Source organism: Paenibacillus sp. J22P90 (assembly GCF_059692195.1).
In genome coordinates this window covers 78,563-103,409 of sequence record NZ_JCAUAY010000010.1, presented here as the reverse complement: position 1 = coordinate 103,409, position 24,847 = coordinate 78,563, and the positions used below count along the sequence as shown (strand labels likewise).

At 43.9% G+C, this 24,847-nt stretch carries 19 protein-coding genes; 2 read left to right on the top strand and 17 right to left on the bottom strand.

Features of this window, described 5'->3' with window-relative positions; genetic code table 11:
- Positions 1-95: 95 nt before the first annotated feature.
- From AC58UX_RS26945 to AC58UX_RS26920, 6 genes are all read right to left on the bottom strand, one after another.
- On the bottom strand, positions 96-1,637 hold the full coding sequence (locus tag AC58UX_RS26945; protein WP_497258484.1) for a response regulator transcription factor: 1,542 nt from the start codon (positions 1,635-1,637) through the stop codon (positions 96-98).
- Positions 1,638-1,652: 15 nt separating this feature from the next.
- Positions 1,653-3,386 (bottom strand): sensor histidine kinase, encoded by a 1,734-nt coding sequence (locus AC58UX_RS26940; protein WP_497258482.1) that lies wholly within the window; start codon positions 3,384-3,386, stop codon positions 1,653-1,655.
- A 119-nt stretch (positions 3,387-3,505) separates the two neighbouring features.
- On the bottom strand, positions 3,506-5,215 hold the full coding sequence (locus AC58UX_RS26935) for an extracellular solute-binding protein (RefSeq protein WP_497258480.1): 1,710 nt from the start codon (positions 5,213-5,215) through the stop codon (positions 3,506-3,508).
- Between the two features lie 84 nt (positions 5,216-5,299).
- Positions 5,300-6,172 (bottom strand): carbohydrate ABC transporter permease, encoded by an 873-nt coding sequence (locus AC58UX_RS26930; RefSeq protein WP_497258478.1) that lies wholly within the window; start codon positions 6,170-6,172, stop codon positions 5,300-5,302.
- A gap of 18 nt (positions 6,173-6,190) precedes the next feature.
- Positions 6,191-7,168 (bottom strand): ABC transporter permease, encoded by a 978-nt coding sequence (locus AC58UX_RS26925; RefSeq protein WP_497258476.1) that lies wholly within the window; start codon positions 7,166-7,168, stop codon positions 6,191-6,193.
- Between the two features lie 240 nt (positions 7,169-7,408).
- On the bottom strand, positions 7,409-8,176 hold the full coding sequence (locus AC58UX_RS26920) for a phytanoyl-CoA dioxygenase family protein (RefSeq protein ID WP_497258474.1): 768 nt from the start codon (positions 8,174-8,176) through the stop codon (positions 7,409-7,411).
- 26 nt (positions 8,177-8,202) lie between these two features.
- Here AC58UX_RS26920 and AC58UX_RS26915 point away from each other — a divergent pair, with 26 nt between their 5' ends.
- Complete coding sequence (locus AC58UX_RS26915) at positions 8,203-9,177, top strand: helix-turn-helix domain-containing protein (RefSeq protein ID WP_497258472.1); 975 nt, start codon at positions 8,203-8,205, stop codon at positions 9,175-9,177.
- Between the two features lie 76 nt (positions 9,178-9,253).
- Here the strand turns inward: AC58UX_RS26915 and AC58UX_RS26910 are convergent, their stop codons facing one another.
- The 8 genes from AC58UX_RS26910 to AC58UX_RS26875 all read right to left on the bottom strand — a co-directional run bounded on the left by AC58UX_RS26910 (position 9,254) and on the right by AC58UX_RS26875 (position 19,799).
- Entirely contained in the window at positions 9,254-10,222 is a 969-nt protein-coding gene (locus AC58UX_RS26910; protein ID WP_497258470.1) for an AraC family transcriptional regulator, read from the bottom strand.
- A 33-nt stretch (positions 10,223-10,255) separates the two neighbouring features.
- On the bottom strand, positions 10,256-11,419 hold the full coding sequence (locus AC58UX_RS26905) for a glycosyltransferase WbsX family protein (protein ID WP_497258468.1): 1,164 nt from the start codon (positions 11,417-11,419) through the stop codon (positions 10,256-10,258).
- Between the two features lie 44 nt (positions 11,420-11,463).
- Entirely contained in the window at positions 11,464-12,303 is an 840-nt protein-coding gene (locus AC58UX_RS26900; RefSeq protein ID WP_497258466.1) for a carbohydrate ABC transporter permease, read from the bottom strand.
- A complete protein-coding gene (locus tag AC58UX_RS26895) occupies positions 12,300-13,178 on the bottom strand; it encodes a carbohydrate ABC transporter permease (RefSeq protein WP_497258464.1) in 879 nt (292 codons plus the stop codon). Before AC58UX_RS26895 ends, AC58UX_RS26900 begins: the two co-directional genes overlap by 4 nt.
- Positions 13,179-13,255: 77 nt before the next feature.
- Complete coding sequence (locus AC58UX_RS26890; RefSeq protein WP_497258462.1) at positions 13,256-14,626, bottom strand: ABC transporter substrate-binding protein; 1,371 nt, start codon at positions 14,624-14,626, stop codon at positions 13,256-13,258.
- A gap of 257 nt (positions 14,627-14,883) precedes the next feature.
- Positions 14,884-17,013, bottom strand: coding sequence for a pectate lyase family protein (locus tag AC58UX_RS26885; RefSeq protein ID WP_497258460.1), 2,130 nt, complete (start codon positions 17,011-17,013; stop codon positions 14,884-14,886).
- 391 nt (positions 17,014-17,404) lie between these two features.
- Complete coding sequence (locus AC58UX_RS26880) at positions 17,405-18,886, bottom strand: glycoside hydrolase family 26 protein (protein WP_497258458.1); 1,482 nt, start codon at positions 18,884-18,886, stop codon at positions 17,405-17,407.
- A 76-nt stretch (positions 18,887-18,962) separates the two neighbouring features.
- Positions 18,963-19,799: an AraC family transcriptional regulator gene (locus tag AC58UX_RS26875; RefSeq protein ID WP_497258456.1), complete on the bottom strand. Its 837-nt coding sequence runs from the start codon at positions 19,797-19,799 to the stop codon at positions 18,963-18,965.
- 149 nt (positions 19,800-19,948) lie between these two features.
- Between AC58UX_RS26875 and AC58UX_RS26870 the strand changes: the two genes are divergently transcribed.
- On the top strand, positions 19,949-21,076 hold the full coding sequence (locus tag AC58UX_RS26870; RefSeq protein ID WP_497258454.1) for a glycoside hydrolase family 88/105 protein: 1,128 nt from the start codon (positions 19,949-19,951) through the stop codon (positions 21,074-21,076).
- Positions 21,077-21,423: 347 nt separating this feature from the next.
- Here AC58UX_RS26870 and AC58UX_RS26865 read toward each other — a convergent pair whose 3' ends face one another.
- From AC58UX_RS26865 to AC58UX_RS26855, 3 genes are all read right to left on the bottom strand, one after another.
- Positions 21,424-22,275 carry a carbohydrate ABC transporter permease gene (locus AC58UX_RS26865; protein ID WP_497258452.1) on the bottom strand — a complete coding sequence of 284 codons (852 nt, stop codon included), beginning with the start codon at positions 22,273-22,275 and terminating at the stop codon, positions 21,424-21,426.
- Between the two features lie 4 nt (positions 22,276-22,279).
- Positions 22,280-23,179 carry a carbohydrate ABC transporter permease gene (locus AC58UX_RS26860; protein WP_497258450.1) on the bottom strand — a complete coding sequence of 300 codons (900 nt, stop codon included), beginning with the start codon at positions 23,177-23,179 and terminating at the stop codon, positions 22,280-22,282.
- A 215-nt stretch (positions 23,180-23,394) separates the two neighbouring features.
- A complete protein-coding gene (locus tag AC58UX_RS26855) occupies positions 23,395-24,720 on the bottom strand; it encodes an ABC transporter substrate-binding protein (RefSeq protein WP_497258448.1) in 1,326 nt (441 codons plus the stop codon).
- Positions 24,721-24,847 lie beyond the last annotated feature (127 nt).

The following is a 24,847-nucleotide window of genomic DNA, read 5'->3' as shown; positions in this document are numbered from 1 at the left end:
TCCCTCCGATGTGCACGGAGAAACTGAGAATGTACACAGACTAACTTTTCTAATTAAAAAGAAAAACGCCCTCCTAGGAGGACGCGTTAAAGTGATTATATTGTTGTCGACATCCCGCCATTTTTGCGGAATTCGAGCGGCGATATCCCGAAATGCTCCGTAAATAAGCGCGAATAGTATCGTGCATTAGGTATGCCAATTTCTAAGGCAATTTCATATACCTTAAGGTCGGTTGTAAGCAAATATCGCTTGGACATCTCAAGGCGATATAATTGAAGATAGTCCTGAAAGCTTTGACCTACCTCACTGCGAAATAAGGAAGTAAACCAACTTGGACTTAATTTTACAAAGTCTGCTGCATCCGCCAGTCGAACCTCTTGATAATGCGCGTGAATATACGTGATAGCATCGGTAATCTCTTTGCGCCTGCTGCTGGAGTATAGACTTTGTGCTTTTTGCAACGCTTCTTTCAGCTTAGCGATAATATCGACGATATCCGTAAAATGAAGCACATGATCAATGGTTGTGGACAAATTGGGCAACATCTCAGCTATATATTCATTCATCGCAGCATGCGAGGAATTCGTGCAAAGCGCCGTAATGGTTTTGGTCATTTGCTTGAGCTGATTCGGGTGCATCCTAGGGCTTAAGCTGACCGCTTCCATCCACTCGCTGATTACCTTAGAGGCTTCTCTAAGATCAGCCCCCTGCAAGGCTTTCACAATCCGATCCATGAAGTCATGTAATTTTACTGGTGAAAAGACTTCAAAATCTAGTTTATTCTCCTTCGTCTTCAGCATTTCTCCCTTCTTGGCATAGAAACACATTTCACTCTGTTCCATAACAGATCGATAAGCGTGTGAAATCTCATTCTCATACGAACGAACATTTCCCAAGACTGCTACAAAATGGCGCGTCTCTTGATCACCTTGTAATTGATTTAGTAGATGACAAGATTGCTCCGAGGACCAACGTTCAAAAGCATTCATCCCCTGATTGTCATATGACATGCCTACCCAACACCATACTTGTGGCGACATCCTGCAAATCAGGGAGCGATACACCCCATTCGTGCATTCCAAGGAACGTTGCAAGGCTACCAACTTTTCCTGTGCAACATCGCCTACCTTTATCACAGCTAAACGGTAATGACTATGCTTAACACGGAGTTCTCTCAGCTCACTTGCAGGGTTGTTGTTCTCCGACTGGTGCAGAAGCTGCTCTTGCCAGTACAGACGAAGATTCCGTTCTTCTTCGATCCGTTCTTTACTTAAACTGCTCGCTGCTTTCTCAAGGATACGAATAAGGTCATCTTTTTTGAGTAACAGCTTCGTCACGTAATCTTGCACACCGTATCGAAGCGCTGTTTGCACCTTTGCAAAATCTTCATAACACGTCAGCATAATAATCTTAGGACTATCCGGCAGTTGAACCAATTCATTGGCCAGCTGTAAGCCATCCATCACCGGCATACCAATGTCCGTCACGACAATATCGGGTTTCTCACGCTTCACGAAATCAAGCGCCTGCTGACCATTTTCCACTTCGCCAATAATGTCAAATCCATATTCGGCTAGCTGAAAGCTGCGAATTTTCATAAGAGCAAGAGGTTCATCATCCACAATAAGCACTTTCATGCTATACAGTCCCCTTTACTCATGATTTATTTTTAATCTTATCATTACGATGGTTCCCGAATTCAATTTACTTTCAATGGATAAACCATAGGAATTTCCATAATAAAGCTGGATACGTTTATGTACATTTCGAATGCCAATATGGTTGCCCGTCAGATCATGGTTCGATGAAAATGAGGCACGTATTTGCTCTAATCGCTCTTCACTCATCCCCACACCATTATCAGCGACTTCCAAGCACAAATCCTGATCATCTACACGAATAGATACCGTCAATGTGCCTTTACGGCCGTTCAGCGGATGTAGTCCATGAAATACGGCATTCTCGACAATCGGTTGCAGGATGAGCTTGAGCACCGGTACTTCTGACAAAACTTCAGGTGCATCAGCAATCGCAAAGTTAAATCGATCGGCATAGCGAACGGATTGAATATATAAGTAATCTCTACAATTCACAAGTTCATCTCGCAGCGGTTTAACGTCTGTCGAGCTATCAAGTCCATATTGCAGTAAGCGAGACAGCACTTGGATCACTTGATGCAGCTGCTCTTTATCACTAAAATCAACCATAATATCAATCGTGTTCAAGGTGTTATATAAAAAGTGGGGATTAATCTGCGATAGCAGCACTTGAAAATCAGCCTGCCGCTTATGCTCCTCCGTAATTTTCAAGGATTCGATTAGCTGTTTAATTCGATTCATCATCCGATTGAATTCAGTGGAAAGCTCGCCAAATTCATCCTGCCGTTTTATGTTGAAATGATAATCCAAATTGCCTTTGGACACTTGCCTTACCCCTTTGGTTAGTGCCGTAATAGGGCCTGTAAACCACCATGAAACCACAATATAAATAAAAATAAGGCCAGCAATCCCGATTAAAAATACCGTCCAAACCATTCGTAGAAAAGGGCGATACTTCTTCTCCAAGGTTTTCACATCACCCGCAACGGCTACTTTCCAATAGGGCGCTTGATCCATAGAAGAAACGACCATATACTTTCCAATATTTTTGAAGTAACTCTCAGCTCGCTCCAAGGTTTCTGTATTCTTATCCGTATAATTAATTGGCGCTAATGGGTTCTGAGTCGTGATCGTAATCGAATAAATCAGCTTATTCTGCGCATCGTAGAGCAAGCTCTGCGTGTCTGTGGCTCCGGCAAACGCAGCACTTCGCTGTAAGAAATTATTCACATCAATCACAAATGAAAGCGCCCCCAAATAAGTGCCGTCTGCGTCCAAAATTCCTTTGGTGACGATACTCACTTGATTGACAATGCCCCCGCTTCTGCTTAAATACGAACCAAAGGGCTCTGACCAGACGACATTGGTAGATGAGTTATGTTCCTGTTTATTAATGATGGATACCTCATTAGATGAAAAGCTTCCCCAGAAATATTCCGGGTAACCGATTAAATCGCCTTTCGCGCTTTTAAATACGATTCCTCGAATCTGCTCGGAGCGGATATGAACGGCTGTGTCCATGGATTGCTGCAACTGAAGCTCGCTCCTAGTGCCACTCTTAATTTCTTCCTCCATGCCAATCATATTCAAGACGACATCGTTCATTTGGGTTTCAATCAACCGAACGACTTGCTGGACTGTTCCATTCAAGACGGTATTCTGTGTCTGGCGAATAAATAGCGTCGTTTGATCATAGGCGATGGCTATGATCGCGATGACCAGGGCAATACTTGGAATAATTAGCCATACAATTAGCTTGCTGCGAGAACTGATTCGCCCTTTCTTCATCGCAATCCTACTTTCCTCTTCCATTCGACTATGAAGTTAAACTCATAGGACCTCCATTTTCGTGGAGGCCCCTCTGATTAAGTATACATCAAGCATGCGATCTTTTGAATCCTACGAGCCTATTTGACAGAAACCTTCAATTGGTCTGCACCTTGCTCCATGAGTTTTTGTCCGCCTGCTTTTTTCCATTCATCCACATATTTGTCCCACTCATCAAAGCTGCGTTTACCTAGCACGAAGGCAATTTCATTCTTACGGACGAAATCCGTCAGAATCTTCGAAGTAGGTCCATCTAAATTAAGCAGCATCTCAAAGTTTTGATGACGAGGGAAATTTTTAACCACTTGTGTATATTTATCGCCCACTTCATTGTAAGGCTCTTCAGCAGTATGTTTGTGTACTTCCCAAATCAAAGTATACGCGACCATCTGCCAATCCATCATACCTTTCAACTCAGGCTTCATATCTGCCTGCAGCTTCGACATGACGGAATCATAATAATAAGTGCCATCCGCATTCTTGACAACCTTCGTGTAATCCGGGAATATTTCAGGTCCGCCGCCTTGATTGGCAACCCAGTAATACTTGTTTGGATATTGAACAGCATCTAGAAAGTGAGCGATCCGCTTTAATTTACCTTCGTCCTCGCCGGCTTTCTTCGAAATCATATATATGCCGCCTGGATTGCCACCTGGATCCAACTTACCGCCTTTGCCACTAGCGGAATTCATTGGTGTAATCGGAGCCCAACTATCCAAAGATTTAATATCGTTATTCGCAGCTAGATATTGCTCTGTCACTAAATTGGCTCCTGGATAATTAACGAAGCCGACCTTATTTTGCAAGGAGAACGCTTTAAATTGTTCCCATTGGATGGTATACCAATCTGGTGCTAGGAGCTTGTTGTCATTCAGCTTTTTCAGAAACATCAGGAAGTTTTTGGATGTGCCGTCTAGCATCGGGTTATTAATTTTACCATCTTGTACGTTCCAAGTCGTGTGACCGAACATGGAGCGAAGCGATTCCAACATACCGAAGTCCTGACCGCCATTCGCTGCGCCAGCAAACCATGTATCTGCTTTTCCGTTTCCGTCCGGATCTTTCTCCGTTACAGCTTTCGCATAATTGAACAAGTCCTCATCCGTTTTTGGCATCGACAATCCAAGCTTCTTAAGCCAGTCCTGACGAATAAATGGCGACCATACATCTGGGAATAGCGGGAGCCTTGGGATGCCGACCATGTTGCCATTATCCGTTGCCCAGTTCTTATATTCTTTGGTCACATACGTCATCATTTGAGGCATGTAAGGCAATACTTTCGTTGCATCAGTAAGCAGCCCTTGCTTAAATAACGCTTGTGCAACGGTACGATCTTTCGGATCAAGGAATGCGACGACATCTGGGGCAGCCCCGGAAGCGAACTGTACATTCACTTTATTAATCAAATCATCGTGAGATAAATGCGTGAAGTTCAGCGTAACATTAAAGGTTTTCTCGAAATAGTCTTTAATTAAATCTTGTGTTGCAGGCTGATTAATAAATCCTTGGTTCATAATACTAATGGTGTAGTGTTTGCTCATATCATCATAGGCGTAGCTTGCATCGTAGTCTACGGCTTTAGGCACTTTTGGAAATGCATCCGGATAATTTAATTCTTTCGAAACTTCCTTTACATTCGCCTTCGCTGTCTCACTTGCTTTGCTGGTAGCCTTGCTATCTGTTGAAGCACTCGGACTCGTAGTTGCCTTGTCACTGCTAGTGCAAGCGCTTAAAAAAACGCTAGTCGTTAGAATAACTGTCAACGCCGTAAACATTTTTTTGTTAGCCATGGATGAACCCCTCTCGATATTTGAGATTTAATATGTGAAGAAGCCCGCGGTGCTTCCTGACAACACTGTTGAAACTTCTGATGGCTAGCCTTTTACAGCACCCACATAAACACCTTTCACAAAATGCTTTTGTAAAAATGGAAAGATACAAAGCACCGGCAGTATACCGATAATTACTGTGGCCATTTTCATGGATTCAGGTGTCGAACCATTCCCGTTTTGGAATATGTTCAACATGATATCGCCTGAACCGGAAGCTAGCATATTCTTTAACACCAGTTGAAGTGGAAACAGCTTCGCATTATTCAAATAAATCATCGCATCAAACCAACTGTTCCAATGAAAAACCAGATTAAACAGTCCAATTGCCGCCAGTGCTGGAGCAGCTAGGGGAATAACAACGCGAACTAGCATGCTAATGTCGCCTGCGCCATCGATTTTGGCAGCTTCGATCAACCCATCAGGCAAGTTTTCTATGAAAATTTTGATCACTAATAGACCAAAACTATCGACCAAATAAAGAAGAATAAGCGCGCCGAGAGAATCAACCAAACCCATTTGTTTCACGACTAAGTAGGTAGGGACAAGTCCCGCATTAAATAAAATCGTCGAGAGAACCATAAACAGCAATATATTTCTGCCAGGCAGACTTCTGTAGGAAAGCACATAAGCACCCACGACGGTAAACAACAGCATGAGCAGTGTCCCTACTATACTCCGAAATACCGAAACGATGAAGGAATACCAGATTAATGGCGAAACCAGAATATGCTGGTAGGATACAATCGTTGGTTTATGCGGAATAATCACGAAATAATGTCGCTGCATCATTTCTATTTTCCCCGTTAATGACATTCCGATGACATAGACAAGTGGAAAAACAGCTGTAATCACAATCGCGATGAGAATGAGATGAATCACAAATTGATAAAATTTATCCGCTTTGGTTGTATACATGTGTTCGTTCACTTCCCTCTAAAAGATTCCTCTGCCGGATATTTTTTTCGCCAGATAATTACTGCCTAATATAAGAACCATACCAATGACGGATTGAATCAAACCAATCGCAGCCGCTAAGCTGAACTGTAGTCTTGCAAGTCCTTGGCGATACACCCAGGTATCGATCACATCTGCTGTGTTCATAACCGCATCGTTGTAGAACAACAAGATCTGCTCCCCACCTGCATTTAATAAAAATCCAAGATTAATACAGAGCACAAAGGTAACGACAGGTAAAATAGCGGGAATCGTGATATGAAGCATCCGTTTGATCGGACCTGCACCATCGATGACAGCGGCTTCATACAACTGCATATCGACGGTAGCTAGAGCAGCCAAATAAATAATCATGCTCCATCCGACTTCTTTCCATAAGGCAGAGCCAATAAGTATGGGGCGAAACCAGCTGCTGTCTAATAGAAATTCATGACGTGCAAAGCCGAACATATCTAATACATTATTAACAAATCCAGCTCCAACGGAGAAAAATCCGAATACGACACCAAAAACGATAACCCATGAGAAAAAATGCGGAATATACACAAGGGTTTGAAGCCACTTTTTCAACCTAATTGAAGATAAATCATGAAAGAGAATGGCTAGTATGATTGGCGGAAAGAAACCAATGACAATTCGCATGGAACTGATTTGAATCGTGTTTTTAATGACCATCGGGATATCAGGAGAATTAGCTATCTCATGAAAGTTTTTCCAGCCAACCCACTCGCTTTGGAAGACGCCCGATCCTATCTGGAAATCCTTAAAAGCAACCACGACAGCCAATAGCATAGGCCAATACTTAAAAATGACAAAGTAAATGAATACGGGTATAAAGAGTAAATATAAGTTGCGATGCTTCACGATCGCCTTCCATAAGGAATAGGGCTTCTGCTTGGGCTTATCGCGAATAATCGATGGCATCAAGTGCGCTTCCTTCGCTTGTTTTACATCCATTATCTTCTAGTTCCTTCCTTGATTGTGATTTCATCTCTCTTTGTTTACGCTTTCATTGTAACATGCCTATTTTCCTAAGATGTGCACGGAGAAACTGAGAATGTACACAGATTAACTTTTCTAGGTACTTTTTTAATCAAAAATAACAGCAAAAACATGCAACTCTGTCTAAGTGCCCGACAGATCTGCATGTTATGTGGTACTAATGAGTTTACACCGTAGATATCCGATATGTTCCAATTAGGCTAACTTCGGAAACGTTCCGCCACGAAGCACATCGCCTTTTTGAAACCCCAAACCATTCGTACATAGATGCGGCTCGCCGCTGAATGTCGTTCCGTCCGCCATATATATGATCGCTAGTGCTCGGCGTGGTTGATCGGTCTGATTCGCATGCGCGTAGTGGAAGGTAAGGCCGTTATGGAAGGTGCAGCTGCCCGCCTTCATGCGCACGATCGCTGCGGTATTGCGGTCCAACTCACTAGCACCTTCCTGTTCAAAAATATCTTCCGGCTCGACAAGATCGACATGTTTGAGATTTTTGACCTTTTGCGATTGTGGTACGAACATCATACAGCCATTATTTTCATCCACATCATCTAGAGCAATCCAGATGGATAGCGCGCCGGTTTCGTTCATTGGCCAATACGGCCAGTCCTGATGCCAAGGCGTCGGTTTCGAATCCTGGGGCATCTTGAACAAGGCGTGGTCATGGAACAGACGGATACCGTCAAAACCTGCGAGTTGACGAGCGGCATCCGCGAACTTGTGGGACATGACGTATCTAGCCATGCCGCCGTGGTCGCGCCATGTGTTGACGCGCTGATTGAGCACCTTGAAGTAGGCATTTCCTTCATGCGCAGTTTGCACCGAGCGTCCGCCTTCCGTGTCCATCGCCTCTGCCAAATAGCCACGCAGTTCCTGCAGCTCTGATTCATTTAACATGTTATCCATTTGTACAAAACCGTTCTCCCGATAATAGCGAATTTTCTCTTCCGTAATGACCATGGTAACCACTCACTTTCGCATATTGTGTGTTTCCTAACTACACTGTAAGATATTTGAAAGAGAGATTCTTGGAGGATCAACGAAGAAATACGGGTGATCCGCCGAAAGGTGAGGGCATGATGACTGTCTATGCAGGCGAACATTTTTTCCGCGATCCAACGTTTCCATTTCATATCGACCGTTATGTGATTGGTCGCAATCAACATATTCCCTCGCATACCCATGATTTCGTCGAGTTTGTCTTCGTTGTCAGCGGCTGTGCGGATCATGAGATGTCTGGGCACCACTATACATTGAAGCTGGGAGACGTCTTTGTCATCGAACCCGATATTTACCATAGTTACACCGGCTCCGCCGAAGAGGATACAATTGTCTACAACGTTCTGTTCGATCCACGTTTGTTGCGTGTCGAGTTGGAATCACTGTTGCAGTTGCCTGCTTTTGTCCAGTTTTTTTATCTAAGGCCGTTTCTGCGCCGAAATGCCTCGTTTGTTCCTTATCAATCGCTTAAAACCGAAGAAAAACAAACCATCGAATCGCATCTTCATGTCATGCATGACGAGTACAAAGCTATGCGCGATGGCTTTCAACTGCTCATCCGTACGCGCTGGATCGAAACACTGATTTGGCTTAGCCGTTATCTGAAAGATCCGCCGCAGATGGAGAAGCTGCCGATTGGCGAGCGCAAATGGATCGACTCGATCCTCCATGTCATCGAATCGCACTATAACCAGCCGCTGACGTTGGAGCAGCTCAGCCGGAGCAGCGGTATGAGCGTCTCGTCTTTTACAGCTAAATTTCGCGAAGCAACCGGCCATAGCCCCCTGGATTACAAGCAAGGCGTCATGATCCGCCATGCTTGCGCACTCTTGGCAGGCACCGGCCGCAAAGTGCTGGATATCGCGCACGAGACAGGCTTTAACGATATCAGCTTTTTTAATAAGATTTTCCGTAAACATACCGGCATGACACCTAAGCAGTATCGGCAAGAGCGGGTATGAGATTTGGCTGCATCGGGCTCCAAAAGACAAACATCCCTAATCGGCAAATTGCTGTGCCGAATAGGGATGTTTGCTATCACCTCCACGTCGTATTCGTTAAATTCCGCGTAGTTGACACACCTTTTCGTCCCGTCAAGGACTCCAAATAATGCTTTGGTGAAATGCCCTCGATCTTTTTAAATAACTTGCTAAAATGATGGATATTGTCATACCCCACCATGACACTGATTTCTCCTACCGAATAGTTGGTCGTTGTTAACAGTTCTTTCGCTTTATCCATGCGGATTTGAATCAAATATTCCAACGGGGCTTTCCCCGTCGCCTCCTTGAAAAGTGTTCGGAAATAATTCAGCGATAAACCGAAATCACTGGCCATTTGCCGATAATCCGGCTGATCCTTGTATTGATTTTTCATAATCTGAATAGCCCCTGCTATTGTCTCGCGATATTTATGCCGTTTACCGACCCCATCATTGGTCGCAATATCCTTCACGACAGCCTCCAGCAATTGCAGCAGCAGGATGCGCAGCCTTAAATGATAACCATACTCCTTAGATACGAAGGCGGCATGCAGATCTTTTAACGTATTTGCTATGAAAATGGGGTCGCTGGGCTGCATGTGATCAGGAAAGGAAATTTCATTGAGCACAACATGCGGCCGATGGGTAAGTTCTTCTTCCCATGGAATACTATCCATATTCTGGTAGTCTAAATTCACATAGACATCCTCTGGCGAGAAGTCATAATTGTGCCCCATATAGACGAGATCAAAGTGCACAGCGATGTAATTGCAGTATTGTCCTTGCGGTACAAAGAAGGAATTTTGCACGAAAGGGGGGATGATGCATAGATCCCCCGCATTCAGCACAAAGGAGCGGTCGTTAATGCGGTAGTTCCCCGAGCCTCCAATCATGAAAATCATTTCGTAATCATAAATAATGCGTGGAGGCACCTTAGCGGCATAAAGCTCCTTATGCTCAAATTCATGCACATACCTGACATAAGGCGCCAAATTCAGGAAATCAACTTGCCGTATGTTACTCATAGGTTCTCCCTCCTAGCGAGGAATAAGATAAACTTACCCAACCTCCGCTTGCGTTTCCTGCTTGCGTTTAACACCAAACACATCGCGAATCGCTTCTAAATATTTCATGCCGTAACGGGTGTCGGGCTCTAAATAGCTTCCTTCTGTCCATTCGTTCCATGAGTTAATCGTTAGAATGCTAGGCTTGGTAACGCCTTTATCAAGGAAGGTTTTCGCTTCCCAAAGCGCCTTTTCGAATTGTTCCGGTGTATTACCCACCAAGATAGGCGTATAAGGATATCCGACACAATCAAACACATCTGTCTGAACTGTACGCGGGCTGGAATCCCACCCCATCGATACGTTTGGAAAATAGGGAAGATCATATTCATTCGTAAACCGTTCGAAATCCTTTACGGATAATTCCCGATACAACGCGTAGTCTGACATCGGAAAGTGTGGAATGGGGTTGTGATGAATCCATACATAAGAGGTAATGCTATCAAAGCCAAGATCCTCAAGAGCTTGGTTCACATCTTCAATGGCTTTCTCACCAGGCAGATTCTGTACCCCCCAGACGATAGCATTCAAATGCAATTCACCAAGCCCGGCCTTACGTACGCGATCACGAAAATCCATTAAAATACGCTTCGTCTCCTCGTAACTACCGCCTAATCCTTCTATTAAGTTCATTAATTCATAGATGGAAAAGTACAACCCGCCTTCCACCCGCCAATAATTCGGTTGATGAAAATAATGCGCAATCATGTAATCTGTTGCTGCTATGAACTGCTCTTCCGTTACTTTCCCGCTCGCCGCCAAATTATTGCGGAAATTGCGCGGTGCAGGCTGAATATCATACCAGTCATGGTTGGCCCACATGAGCGAGAATTTCAGCTCCTGGCTATTCACCGCATTCAGGAACCCTCGCTCCAAGGCACCGTGTAGAAATGGTCCATTCTCATACCAATACCAGTCAAATATAAACGAAGAGATGCCATGATCGGCAGCTGCTTGGATTTTTTTAGCCATAATCGCCGGATCTGACTCGTCCTCATACCCCCACATTGGGATCTTCGGTTGATCATGCCCTTGGAATCGGGGTCTTGCAGCTTTAACCAATTCCCACTCCGTCCATCCTTGACCATGCCATTGCTCGTTTAGTGGATCGGGGTGATAATTGGGAAAATAATAAACAGCTACCTCGGTTTGTTTCATGAAAATTCTCCTTCTCCGATATGAATGTAGGAGGCTTATTCAGGTTACCCTTTCACGGCACCTGCAACAAAGCCTTTAATTAAGTACTTTTGGGTAAACAAGAACAACACGATTAAAGGTAACGTCGCCAAAACACAAATGGAGAAGATTGGGCCCCAATCGACACCACGCTCGACTCTAAATTTAAAGATCAGTGTAATTAAAGTTGGTGTTTGGTTAATATCCAAGTATAACAATGGACTAATGAAATCATTCCAATACCAAAATACAGTCGTGACGAGAATCGTGCCAGTTGCTGGCAGCAGCAGTGGAAAAATAATCGACCAAAAGGTTCGGAATCGTCCTGCCCCGTCGATCGAAGCCGACTCTTCCAGTTCCCTCGGAACCGATTTGATAAATCCTGTATAAACCATCGTCCCGTAAGGGATTCCGCCCGCGACATAAAGCAGGCACAAGTAGGTGAGCGAGCTTTGCATATGAAGAATTTGCTGTAATTTGAATAAAGCAACCATACTCGTCTGAATGGGAATAATCATACCGGACAGAAATACATAGAATAACAATTGAAAATAACGATGTTGGTTTCTACCAATGATATAACCAGCCATCGAAGAGACGAGAATATTAATAGCGAGCGTCACCAAGCAAATATAGAGCGTGTTGCCCAATGCCTGAAACAGATGGGTCTGCTCGAACACCTTAGCGTAATTGCCGAAATACCAATGTGGGAGTTTAAGCGGTTCGTAGAACTCCGCGCTCTTTTTCATACTCGCTGCGAATAAGTAGATGACCGGAAAAAGATAAAGCAGAGCCATGACTAGCAGAATCGCTTCTAGCACAATAAATCCAGGCTTGCGTTTGGCTGTAAGGGAGGATTGCGTCATAATTCCACCTCCATTTTGCGGGTAATTCTTAATTGTACCGTTGTCACGATCAGGCAAATGATCATGAAGACAATACCTGCTGCCGTCGAATAGCCATAGGTCTGATTGACGAAAGCAAAATTATAAATGGCTTGGGCGATCGTCAGTGTCGCATCCCCTGGCCCCCCGTTTGTGAGAACAAACGGTAAATCAAACATTTTCAAGGAGCCAACAAGACCGAAAAACGTACAAATCGTAATCACCGGCATGATCAGCGGGATAATGATATAGATCACCTTCCGCCAGCCGCTGGCACCATCGATCTGCGATGCTTCCAAGATCTCCTTGGGAATCGACTGTAGCCCAGCCAAGTAAATAACGGCTCCAAAGCCGGTACCCTGCCAGACGGAAATCATAATGATCATCGCGAGCGCATAATGAATACTCCCCAGCCAATCTTGCGTGTACGCACCCAATCCAAGCCCCGTTTGCACCGCGTTCATGACACCGTCGTATTTCAATAAGAAGTTCCACACAATAGACACGACGACCAAGCTAATAATAACGGGCAAATAAAAGGCGGTTCGCAGGATCGCTTTCGACCGAAACGGTTTGTCTAACAGCAAAGCCAGAAGCAAAGAAAGCGGATTAGAGATGATGATCCCGAAGATTACGATGTACAGCGTATGAAGCCCACCGTGGAGCATCGCCTGATCATGAAATAAGTCTCTATAATTTTTCAGACCTATGAAAATGGGTTTGTTAATCCCGTCCCATTGCGTGAAGGAGTAATACAAAGAGCTAACAAACGGATAATAATTAAAAAGTAAAAAGATGACGGTCGCTGGCAGCGTTAACAACAACCCAAAGCGAAACAGCTTGCGTTCATTATTCATACGATTCTCCCCTGATTAGACAGCCAGCTGGAGCCGAGGCCACAACTGGCTATCCTTAGAGTTTTAACTTAGCGTTCTTATTGCTTAGGAATAACGATTGTACCTTTGTCTTTATCGTAATTCTGTTGCGCAACTGCGAGTGTATCGCCGAAATCGCCACCGCCGATAACTTTCAGCACCCCATTTTGAATCCCCGTCCAAGCCGAGCTAGCTAAGAAATTGCTGCTGTTCACGCCGACTACGGAGCTACTAGAGGCCATCGCATTCATCACGTCCGTCATGGCTGGATTGCCGAACTCGCCTTTAATATTCTTAATACCAGGGAAAGCAACGTCTTTAATGTGCACGGATAGAACATCCTGACTTAAAACCATAGCAACGAAATCTTTCGCCGCTTGCATATGCTGCGTCTTGGCATTGACCGATATGCTGTGGTCAGGTCCTGCAGAAAGCGCCGATTTCCCCTCTTTATTCGGGATTGCGAAGAAACCAACTTCCTGCTTCGGCATTCCTTTGTCCTTCACGTCCCCATCCATCATCCCCGGTACCCAGTTGCCTTGAATAATCATGGCTGCTTTTCCTTGCTCAAAGGCTGCCAAGCTGCCCGGCCAATCCAAGGAAAGGGCATCCTTATTGAAGTAACCACCCTTGGCCAATTGCAGGAACGCATCTGTTGTAGCTGTCATTTCTGGGCCGGTTAACTTAGCCTTGCCATTATAGATATCGAATAAATAGTTCGGGTTAGCCACTTCTATCATGGAATCGGCGATAACGCCAAGTGTCAATCCAACCGTCCACGCGTCTTTAAATCCGGCGATAATTGGCGTAACTTTCTTAGCTTTCAGCTTCTCGTTAATGGCGATGAAATCATCCCATGTTTTAGGTGGCTGCACACCGGCATCGCTAAACATTTTTTTGTTATAAAATACACCATTCACCGAAACCGTCGCTGCTGCGCCGTATAGCTTACCGTCAAAGGATTCTAAAGGCCTAGTTGCGTCCAGAATATTAGCAGCCCAAGGTTCAGTAGACAAATCAGCCAAATATCCGGCTTTCCCAAACTGCGCGACGTTCTGACTCCAGATGACATCGGCTGCGCTCCCTGCAGTAAGATCTGCCTTCAATTTGTCCATATATTTTTCTCCAAGCAGCGTATCCCATTGAATCTTCACATTCGGGTATTTTTCACGAAACTTCTTTTCTGCCACTTGTTTAAAAGCACTGTTTTGAGGCGTATCATCCAAGAACCAGCTGGATACTTTCAAGGTGTAGGCGTCGTTATTGCCATTCTTTGGAGCCTCACTGCTCGCAGCCGTTGGGGCTGCGGACTGTTTCTCACCCGTAGAAGCTGTGCTCGGCGAAGGACTGGAAGTGCTGTTTCCGCAAGCCGCCAACGTCAAGGACACCGCCATTAGTGCAGACATGCTGACTACTAAATTCTTTTTCATATCTAATACCCCCGCTCATAAATTTGTTTTACAAGCTTATTGTAAACGTTTTCTTATTGCGCTGTCTTTGCTCGATGCTCTTCAGTTTTTGTTCTTTTTTCAGATGCCAAAATGAAGAGACGCTATGCGTCAGAGCCTCTTCATTTTTGATATGTACACATAATTCTCGCTTGTTTACGAATTCCCTGTTTCACGTTTATTTAAGCTAATGAAAAAAAGCCAGCAAACCTAATGGTTTGCTAGCTTCTGCAGAGCTACTATTCCAATTTCATGTAATAAAGATTGGTAACATCAGCCTTCGTAATCGTATGTGCCCCAGGTGCAAGGGATACCGTGACAATCCCATTCGTCATGGAATAGTCCGTTCCATCGACCTTGATTTTTGTACCGTTTGCTGTATTTAACACTAATGTTAATGTTTTAGCGGCAGTTGTGGTGAACCCGATATTGGTGGAGCTCTCGATTTTTAGACATTGCGTAAGTGTTAAACCATTATAAACCACAGTTCCTTTTGTTGTTGAGAGGCTGCCTGTAATCGCAAAGAAGCTGCTTGTTTTGCCATCAGTTGTAAAGTTATGAACAATCGCTGATCCAGCCGGCGGTGTTGGTGTAGGCGTTGAGGTCGGTGGTGTCGGCGTTGGCGTTGATGTTGGAGGCGTTGGTGTCGGTGTTGATGTTGGAGGCGTTGTTCCTGTTGAATTACCGCCTACAGATACAAGTTGCGTTGTGTAATTTTGTATTTTCGTCATCAGTGGTGAATTAATGTCAGAAGATGTGTCATCAACTGCATCATTAAATGCCCATGTAAAGTCTCCATTACCTAGACGTCCAGCTTCTGCTGTAACAACTTGTTCAACAGTGCTAACGTCATCAATGTCAGCTACAAGTACTCCAGTGTCGATCGTAGTATCAAAGTTATTATAAGTTGATCCACCTGATTTTGCTTTGTATGAACTTGAAACTGTTTCGTTTCTTGTCGAAGCTAAGTATGCATCAAATTCTGTTGCATGAGCTGGACCCGTTCCTGCATTGGAGTTTGCATAAATAAGACCTCCAACAATATCTACAATGCTATTATTGTATGCTTTAATCATACCGCCAGGTTCACCGGAGAATGTACCCGCTGACCCACCTGCAATATCAGTACCTTGTAAGGAAATCAACATTGGATTTTTAGAATGTCTGTAATAATTTGATTCTACAAAGGCTGAACCTGCTGTTGTCATACCAGTACCATATTTGGAGACTCCATCAAAGAAGTTATTATAGATATGAATAGTTCCTTTTCTGATACGTGGATGACGAGAGTCTGAATGGTCAAACCAGTTATGGTGGAATGTTACAAAGAATTCTGTTGATTCACTCAAACCAATTAGAGCAGCTTTTCCGGAATCAAAATAGTGATTGTAAGAGATTGTCGTATACGTTGATGCACCTTTAAGGTCAGTTGAACCATCACCTTTTACTTGGTCAGCATCTGATCCCGCTTGTCCATAAGTAATATCATTATTATGCACCCAAATATTAACATTACCTGTATCCATTGAAATGGCATCGTCTTGGAATAACAAAACACCAAGGTTTCTTACTTCTACATTACCTACATTTCTAATTAGGAATCCCCATCCATAAACAGTAGCATCTTTTCCGATACCTTCTAGTGTAGTATTCATTTCCGTATAAACTGAATTACCTTTTACTTGAAGAAATCCACTGCTGTTAATGGAGGAACCCATGTCAGCAGCTGTAACTTTTCCAATAAATCGAATTGCAAGTGGAGTTTTATCGTAGCCTTTTTGTCTGAGTGCCATAATTGCACCTAAACCAACACCTGTTTGTTTCGTGCCTGAACTGCTTGTGATGACATCTAGCGTTACTGTCTGTGCAGTCGCAGATGTTACATAAATAACTTGAGCACCATTCCTAAGTGTACCATCTTCATTATACGCGCCTGAACCTGTGCCAAATGGTGATTGATTTGCAAAAGCAAATCCAGATCTGTCATGTGCCTTTACGATTAGCGTAGATGAAACAGTACTTTCTGTTGTACCACCTGACAGTACGGCTTCAACTTTCATTACATAACTTCCAGCTGCAAGCCCTACAGCATCAGCTCTCCAATATGTAGGGTATTGTCGGATCAATTGCGTATCAATTTGTTTATATTGCGAATCTGCTGCACTTGCAGGTTTAACATAAACATTATACCCCTGAGCATTGCTTGCAGGTGACCATTCTACAAAAGCCGTCTCATTCCAGCCTCCACTGCCTGTGATTGCAACACCGGAAGCTTGCACGACCTTAGCGGCCAATCCGCTTGCGATTATTGAGATGATAAGCGTGAACAATAAAACGTAATTCGATCCCTTTGCAACACTTTTTTTCAATTGAATTCCTCCTACGCATAATTGATTATGACGCCATCGAAACCGCTTACAAATACACGAATTTACTTTATCCCCCCTCGCATCATCAAACCTCATAGCTGGCTTAATTATTTCGAAGATCCACATCAGCGTAGCAGGTCGGAATACGGTTCCGAAACAATCATTTGCTCATATTTACCATTTTTCTGAGCAAATGATTATCGCCAGGGAATATGATACTCCACGGTAAATCTTCAAAAAACTGGGTTTATACGGCAAGTAAACGTGAAAAAGGCAGCCATTTGGCTGCCTCTTGATCTTCGTCAAAACTACTTACCGAAAAAGGAATCGACATGCAGGCACTCCGATGAGTGCTTCGTGTCCAATGGTGAGTAGTAGGGAAGCTCCTTCACTATCGTTCAGCGTATGATTTTAATCCGCTTCGAAAAGAATTTATAACTGGCTGGTCATCATCCATCTCATAAATCCGAGCAGGTTGATCGCCATCCCAATCTATGGCATTCCACCAGATCGCGACTTTGATTTTCGGATATCTGTACATCACACGAAACATGTCTTCAATCCATGCCGCCTTGTCGCCTCCGATTGAACTTGAGGCAAATTCCGTGATCATCAGCGGCTTATCAAACCAGTGCACATACCGTTTGTATAGCGGGTCATATAGCTCTTGAAACGTGCTCCACTTTTCGCCCGCCGCTGTGTAATAATTACCTGTGTTATAGGCGGTTAAACCGATCACTTCCACATACTCATCCCCAGGATAATACATGAGCTCGTGATTCCAAGCAAAAGCCGGCTTCGATTCATGATTCGGATTCCACACCCAGATTACATTGTCGACCCCGTTTTCCTTAAATACGTTATACACGTACTTCCAGACCGCTTTATATAAATCTGTGTCTTTCGATGAGAAATAAGCGGAATAGCCCACCCAGTCCCCATTCATCTCATTGTTTAGTCGGAACAAGACTGGATGTCCAAAAGCTTTTAAATCTTTTGCGTATTGCCCAAAATAGGCATCGTACTTGCCATTCAAGATGTCATATGTAAAACTGGCTTTGTGATCGCTGCCGATGGTTTGTAAAGTCAACTCCACCAAACGTTTATTGTTCCATGCCTGAATTAAGGCTTGTTTCGGCATTTCCTGGGTAATAGATTGATAACGCAAAAGGACATCGAAGGTGTAATGCAAATCATCTTCTTTTTTCTGGAGATTCGTGAATTTATCAGGCGCGTCAGGCTGAAAAATCCCCCAGCGGAGAAGATTGCTTTTAAAATAGTGATTGTACGCCTTCAATGTTTCTTTGTTTCGTTGTAATGGCAGCTCTTTAAGATGCGCTTCCAGTGTAGCAGTCTCCGTTTTATCGATGATCTTAAAACCATTGATCCAATCTAACTCATTTTGAATGGGTAATCTAGATTTGATCAATAATGTGTATACCTCTACGTTATTTTTGGCAATCTCAATGGATACATAATGATTTTTGTCATCCGACATTTTCGTCAGTTTATCGCGATGCCACTTGAGGACATGGGTATTCATCCCATTGAGCATCCTCGTTTCGTCTTTTTCCACCGTATTGTAGGTATCTTCAATCACTTTTTGATTGGCGTAGCTCATGTAAATAGCTGAATCTGTTATCGTCCCTTGAAAATTATCATAATAAACTTCTACCTTGGTGTCAGGGTCAGACAATACAGTTCGAACGGGCTGCAATGTACCGTCTACTCGCATAGATTCAGGATAGGTTAAACTGTAGCCATTAACATGATCATTCAAAGTTTCCCACTCATCATGATCGTCCGCGTTGATTGTTAGGCTGATGCACCAAACCAAAGAAACTACGATTACCAAAACCAATATCTTCTTCATTTACATTTCCTCAAGCTACCGTATTTTCCATATATTCTCCCCTAAAATGGACGAATTAACCATCATTAGTGTTCCCCTACTTCTCCTTCCTGTAAAACAACGGCGCATGTCCCGTCACTAATTTAAATACGCGGCCAAAATGCGTAACACTCCCAAAACCGACCCTTTTCGCAATCAGGCTAACTTTCATGTTGGTTTGCTCCAGAAGCTTTTTCGCTTCCTTGATCCTAACGCTGTTCAAATATTCCACGAACGTAAAGCCCGTTGCTTCTTTAAAAAAACGGCTTAAGTAATAGGGGCTCACGTAAAATGTATCCGCCAACAGTTGCAGCGGCAAATCCTGTGCATAGTGATTGTTCATATAGCGAACAACCTCGTAAATTCTTTCATGCATCGGGCTTGGCGATTCCAGCGACTCGATGCTGTTCTGTTTCATATGTCGACAGCAAATAATAAGCAGTTGCAGCACCAGCGTCTGCGCGTACATCTCGAAGCCAGGCTTCTTCTCCTGCAGCTCATGCAAGATGCCCTGCCCAAGCGACTCGATGGAAAGCCTGTCATGCAGGGAACATTTGATGATCATGTACTCGTTCTCAAACAGTGGCTGCAAAATGTCCCGATAGGAGCCGTTAACCGAGGCCATATAGCTCTCATGAATGTTAACGATGAGCCGCTCATGCTTCGGCATTTCTGTATTCGTTGTCCGATGCAAAATATTCGGAGAGATGATAATGACATCTCCCTCGTTCATGATCATCGTTCTATCCTTTATAAAAAAAGTCCGTTTGCCCGACATTAAATAGAAAATTTCGTATGTACTATGAAAATGACTCGTCGGCATATGGTGACTCAATGCCTTCCGATGGGATACGGAGAAGGTTCCCTCACCGTTATCGAAATGAAAATCCCCCATGGTGATCTCCGCCTCTCTTTTGACTTGCCATTTATTATACGCCTATCCTAACTTCCTGCAAGATATAAGAAGAAATAATGTATTTTAGCAAAAAATGTACATTTTCCTCTGCTAAAATAGACTCATAACAAGAAGGAGGAGTTAATCAGATGAATTCTTCAGAATCTAATACAAAGGTACAAGTACAAGAGGCATTAACCCCCATTCAATGGGCTGAGAAGGCTTGCGAGGCGTTAATGTTCAAATTTGAGCCGGAATTACTTCCGCCGAACCGTTTTCACTATCATCAAGGCGTCTTTCTGTCAGGTATGGAGAAATGCTGGCAGGAGACAAACAACGATAAATACTATACGTATCTGAAAAGATGGGTGGATAGCCAGATCCTCGCTGACGGCAGCATCAAGGAGTACAACTCGTTTGAGCTCGATGATCTTCAACCAGGCGTGCTTCTCTTTAACCTATACGAGCAAACAGGCGACGAAAGATACAAGAAAGCCTTACACACGTTGGTTCCTCTTTTAAAAACATGGAAAACGAACCCATCCGGCGGCTTCTGGCATAAGGATAAATATCCGAATCAAATGTGGCTGGACGGGTTATATATGGCTGGGCCGATTGCCACGATGTTTGCTAAGACATTCGACGCACCTGAATATTTTGACATGCTGACTTACCAAGCGATCTTGATGGAAAAGCATACGAAAGATCCTAAGACGGGCCTTCTCTACCACGGGTGGGATGAAACGAAAGCTGTAGCTTGGGCTGACCCTGTTACAGGCATGGCGCCTGAGTTCTGGGGGCGTGCCATCGGCTGGTACCCTGTCGCGTTGCTGGAAATGTTCGAGTACCTGCCAGAGGACCACAAGGATAAAGATAAGCTTGTAACTATCCTCCAAGATTTGCTCATCTCACTGACGAAGTTTCAAGATGAGGAAACTGGCCTATGGTATCAGGTTGTCGACAAAGCGGACCAGCCCGACAACTGGCTGGAAAATTCCTGCACAGCCTTATACGTGCACGCCATCGCCAAAGCAGTGCGCTTCGGCTATCTCGATGCCAAGTATTTGTCCTATGCTTGGAAGGGGTATCAAGGCGTCATTGATACACTGAAGTTTGATGAGAACGGCAACGTCATCATCGGACAGATCTGCATCGGAACAGGGATCGGCGACTATGCCCACTATATCGCCCGCCCTACCAGCGAGAATGATTTGCACGGCGCCGGAGCTTTTATTCTTATGTGCGTTGAAATGAGCTTGGCGCAAAAGGAAAATTAATATGAAAGAAGCCAGCAAACTCAACGTTTGCTGGCTTTTTTGACATAATAGGAAGTGCTCCGTACATAGGAGGCAAAAATGCAAAAGAGCATTCTTTTTAGGGGAATTCACTTCACCGTATAAAATAAATGCAAAAAGGCATCTTTTTTGGTCGAAAATGTCTAAATAGAGCTGAAAATGCAGAAATTGATGCCTTTTTGCATCAATTTTGACTGAAATGGTGTATTTGATATAGAAAAGTTGTACTTTTGCACTTCTCAGATATTGGAAAGTATAAATGTTGAGAAAACCGCCAACCAAGTAGTCGCAACTACTTGGCTGACAGCCATTTTTACGATATCCCCAACCTAACCTTTCAAACCACTCGTACTAATCCCCTCAACGATATAACGTTGAAAAATGAAAAACACGACAACGATCGGAACGAGTGACGCCGAAGCCATCGCAAACATGCCACCCCAGTTATTCAGCGAGTCACCGTCCAAGAATAACTTCAAGGCCAGTGAGACTGGATATAATGACGGCTTGTTCAGGTACAGCAGCGGGTTGATGAAATCTTCCCATCTCCAGTAGAAGGAGAAAATCGTCGCAGTGATCAACGATGGGACAATCAATGGCACAAGAATACGGAAGAAAATACTGTATTTACTGCAGCCGTCCATTTTAGCAGCTTCATCCAGCTCGACGGGAATCGTCCGAATAAATTGCATGATTAGGAAAATAAAAAACGGAATCGCGAAAAATTGCGGCACGATAATCGGTTTAAACGACGACAGCCAACCTAGCTTGGCAAACATCACGTATTGCGGAATGATCGTAACGTCATGCGGCAGCATCATGGTCATCATCATGCAGGTGAACCAAATATTTTTACCGACAAAAGGAATACGGGCAAACGCATAGGCTACCAGCGCAGAGCTTACGACAGCTCCGATCGTGGACAATATAACGATATAAAAAGAGTTAAGGAAGAACGTCGTAAAGGTGTTTCCTGCGAAGCCTTTCCACCCTGTCACGTAATTTTTCCAAGCGATACTGCTCGGAATTAGACTATAAGCATTTGAAAATATTTCGTCGTTCGGTTTAAGCGAGCTGGCAATCAGCCAAAGAATCGGATAAATCATAACCAGTGCCAAGGCGCCAACCACGATATGATAGCCATACGGCTTTAAGCTCTTTTTTAAGCTGATAGTCGTCATGTTCTCAATCTCCTTTTGATTCGTAATGGACCCAATACTTGGAGGTTTGGAATAGCAATAGCGCGATGAGGCCGACTAGCAGCAGCATGACCCATGCCATCGCAGAGGCGTAACCCATTTCGTAGAACTGGAAGGCTCTGCGGTATAAGTACAAGGAATAGAGCAGTGTATTATCGAGCGGCCCGCCTTCTCCACGGGAAATAATGTAGGCAGGTGTGAATGTCATAAAGGCAGAGATCGTTTGCATGATGAGGTTAAAAAGAATGATCGGGCTAAGCAGCGGCAGCGTGATGTTGAAAAACTGGCGAGTTTTATTCGCGCCATCCACGCCAGCTGCTTCGTAGTAGGATTGCGGAATATTTTTGAGTCCGGCAAGAAAGATCAACATCGAGGATCCAAACTGCCATACGGATAGTGCAATTAGTGTCCAAAGCGCCGTGCCGGGATTACCGATCCATGAGGTATCTGAATGTATGCCAATTACTGCAAGCAAGGAATTTACCAAGCCCTTGTCGCCAAAAATTTGCGTCCACATGATCGAAACGGCAACGCTGCCCCCGATGAGGGAAGGCAGGTAAAAGGAAGAACGGTATACGCTGATACCTCTAACGGCTTTGTTCAACAACATCGCGACGGCGAGAGCGAACATCAATCTGAAAGGAACGCTAGCAAGTACATAGGTTAATGTGACGCCAACTGATTTCCAATATTTATCGTCAGCCGTAAACATCTTCTGATAGTTATCGAAACCGATGAAATTAGGAGCTTCGAATAAATTGTAATCCGTAAATGAATAATAGAAGGAAGTGCAGATTGGAAATAATGTGAAAATAAGAAAGCCTAGTATGAACGGTGAGGCAAACACATAACCGACCATGTTGTCGTTATAGCGCAGCTTATTCATGGTTATTCAACCCCTATACGTATGATCTAAGGTGTGGCTAGGCAACTCCCAGCGTCCCTTCTCTATCTTTATTATAGGGTTGTTCCAGGCCAGCCAGAAGGCAAAAAACCGTTCATTTTGTTTAATTAACCGAGTTATAAAATCGGACTTTCAGCACTTAATTACATGTTAAAAAAGCTCCTACTTGACGATTGTCGAGTAGGAGCTTTTCTCTATTATTTTTTGTTTTTCGCTAAGATAGCTGTAGCTTCCTTACGGAATTTAGCTGCGCCTTCCTCAACGGTTAGCTTCTTATACAAAATTTGTTCTGCTGTATCTTTGAGCAATTTATCAACTTCAACGGCACCTACTGGGTTCGGGGGATCCATTTGAGAGCTGTTTTTCTCTGCCCAAGCTACATATTCAAATACTTTCTTTTGTTCAGGCGTCAAGTCAGGCATCAATGCTTCCTTCACTTTGGAGGAAACTGGTACACCGCGCTCGCCTTTAATGATTTTATTTGCATCGATATCATTAATGAGGAAGTCAACGAAGCGAACTGCTTCTTCCTTCACTTTAGAGGACTTCGCAACTGTCCAGTACATACTTGGCTTCAGGAACAAAGCTTTGTTCTGGCTCCAACCTGGAACAGGAAGGATATCCAGCGAACGCTTCGCAGCCGTATTCAAAAGTATGAATTGGTTGGACCAGCCATTGGACGATACGGCATTGTTAAGTACCATTTCATCGTCTTCCGGTGTTCCTTTCTTCTGAGCCACTTTATCCAAAGGAAGCAGGTAGCCGGAATCGTACCATTTTTTGTACATCGTATAGAATTCGACGAATGGCTTATCATCCGTGTAGCCTAGGGATGCACCGTCGGCACTGTACATTTTTTGACCTTTACCTCTGAGGAAGAACGGGAAGTAAACATCATGACGAAGTTCAGATGCAAGCAATTTGCCTTTCGCCTTCAACTGAGCGCCAATTCCATCCCAATCCGCTAATGTCCAATCTTGTTTCACAGTAATACCGGCATCTTTCAGCATTTGCGGGTCAACCGTCGATTGAAGGGCATTAGAGCCTGCGTTAATCGCTACAAGCTTGCCGTCTACTTTACCACCAGACAGATTGTTCTCACTGATGTCTTTTACATTAAGTACGCCATTCTTCGTGTAGGAGTCGAAGTCTTCCAACTGACCTCTGCCACCATATTGTGTTAAATACGAAATATCCATTTGGAATACGTCCGGCAAACCGTTTGCAGCTGCCTGTGGTGCAAGCTTCTTCCAGTAATCATCGAAAGCTGCATATTCGGATTCGATTTTCACGTGTGGATTTTTTTGCTGGTAAAGCTCAATTACTTTCAGTGTATAGTCGTGGCGAGCTTGTCCGCCCCACCAAGCAACGCGAAGTGTAACCGGATCTTTCTTCGCTTGAGCCGTTGGCGCTGCACTAGCCGCTGGGCTCGCACTGCTATCCGTGCTGCTCTTCGTGCCTGTGCTTCCGCATGCTGTTAGAAAGAGTGCAGCTGATAGAACAGTGATCATAACCTTTTTCATCTGTATATCCTCCCCAATTTGCAATCGTTTTCTTTACACTGCTATTATCTCTCCTGAAGAAGGAAAGGTTAATCAAAAATACCGTTAATTTTGTTTAAAATGCAGAGGGTCCTATAATGAATAATTA

Bases quoted from the DNA above. Each gene is read 5' to 3' on its own strand.
- AC58UX_RS26945 (WP_497258484.1), bottom strand. From the start codon at position 1,637: ATGAAAGTGCTTATTGTGGATGATGAACCTCTTGCTCTTATGAAAATT.
- AC58UX_RS26940 (WP_497258482.1), bottom strand. From the start codon at position 3,386: ATGAAGAAAGGGCGAATCAGTTCTCGCAGCAAGCTAATTGTATGGCTA.
- AC58UX_RS26935 (WP_497258480.1), bottom strand. From the start codon at position 5,215: ATGGCTAACAAAAAAATGTTTACGGCGTTGACAGTTATTCTAACGACT.
- AC58UX_RS26930 (WP_497258478.1), bottom strand. From the start codon at position 6,172: ATGTATACAACCAAAGCGGATAAATTTTATCAATTTGTGATTCATCTC.
- AC58UX_RS26925 (WP_497258476.1), bottom strand. From the start codon at position 7,168: ATGGATGTAAAACAAGCGAAGGAAGCGCACTTGATGCCATCGATTATT.
- AC58UX_RS26920 (WP_497258474.1), bottom strand. From the start codon at position 8,176: ATGGTCATTACGGAAGAGAAAATTCGCTATTATCGGGAGAACGGTTTT.
- AC58UX_RS26910 (WP_497258470.1), bottom strand. From the start codon at position 10,222: ATGAGTAACATACGGCAAGTTGATTTCCTGAATTTGGCGCCTTATGTC.
- AC58UX_RS26905 (WP_497258468.1), bottom strand. From the start codon at position 11,419: ATGAAACAAACCGAGGTAGCTGTTTATTATTTTCCCAATTATCACCCC.
- AC58UX_RS26900 (WP_497258466.1), bottom strand. From the start codon at position 12,303: ATGACGCAATCCTCCCTTACAGCCAAACGCAAGCCTGGATTTATTGTG.
- AC58UX_RS26895 (WP_497258464.1), bottom strand. From the start codon at position 13,178: ATGAATAATGAACGCAAGCTGTTTCGCTTTGGGTTGTTGTTAACGCTG.
- AC58UX_RS26890 (WP_497258462.1), bottom strand. From the start codon at position 14,626: ATGAAAAAGAATTTAGTAGTCAGCATGTCTGCACTAATGGCGGTGTCC.
- AC58UX_RS26880 (WP_497258458.1), bottom strand. From the start codon at position 18,886: ATGAAGAAGATATTGGTTTTGGTAATCGTAGTTTCTTTGGTTTGGTGC.
- AC58UX_RS26875 (WP_497258456.1), bottom strand. From the start codon at position 19,799: ATGGGGGATTTTCATTTCGATAACGGTGAGGGAACCTTCTCCGTATCC.
- AC58UX_RS26870 (WP_497258454.1), top strand. From the start codon at position 19,949: ATGAATTCTTCAGAATCTAATACAAAGGTACAAGTACAAGAGGCATTA.
- AC58UX_RS26865 (WP_497258452.1), bottom strand. From the start codon at position 22,275: ATGACGACTATCAGCTTAAAAAAGAGCTTAAAGCCGTATGGCTATCAT.
- AC58UX_RS26860 (WP_497258450.1), bottom strand. From the start codon at position 23,179: ATGAATAAGCTGCGCTATAACGACAACATGGTCGGTTATGTGTTTGCC.
- AC58UX_RS26855 (WP_497258448.1), bottom strand. From the start codon at position 24,720: ATGAAAAAGGTTATGATCACTGTTCTATCAGCTGCACTCTTTCTAACA.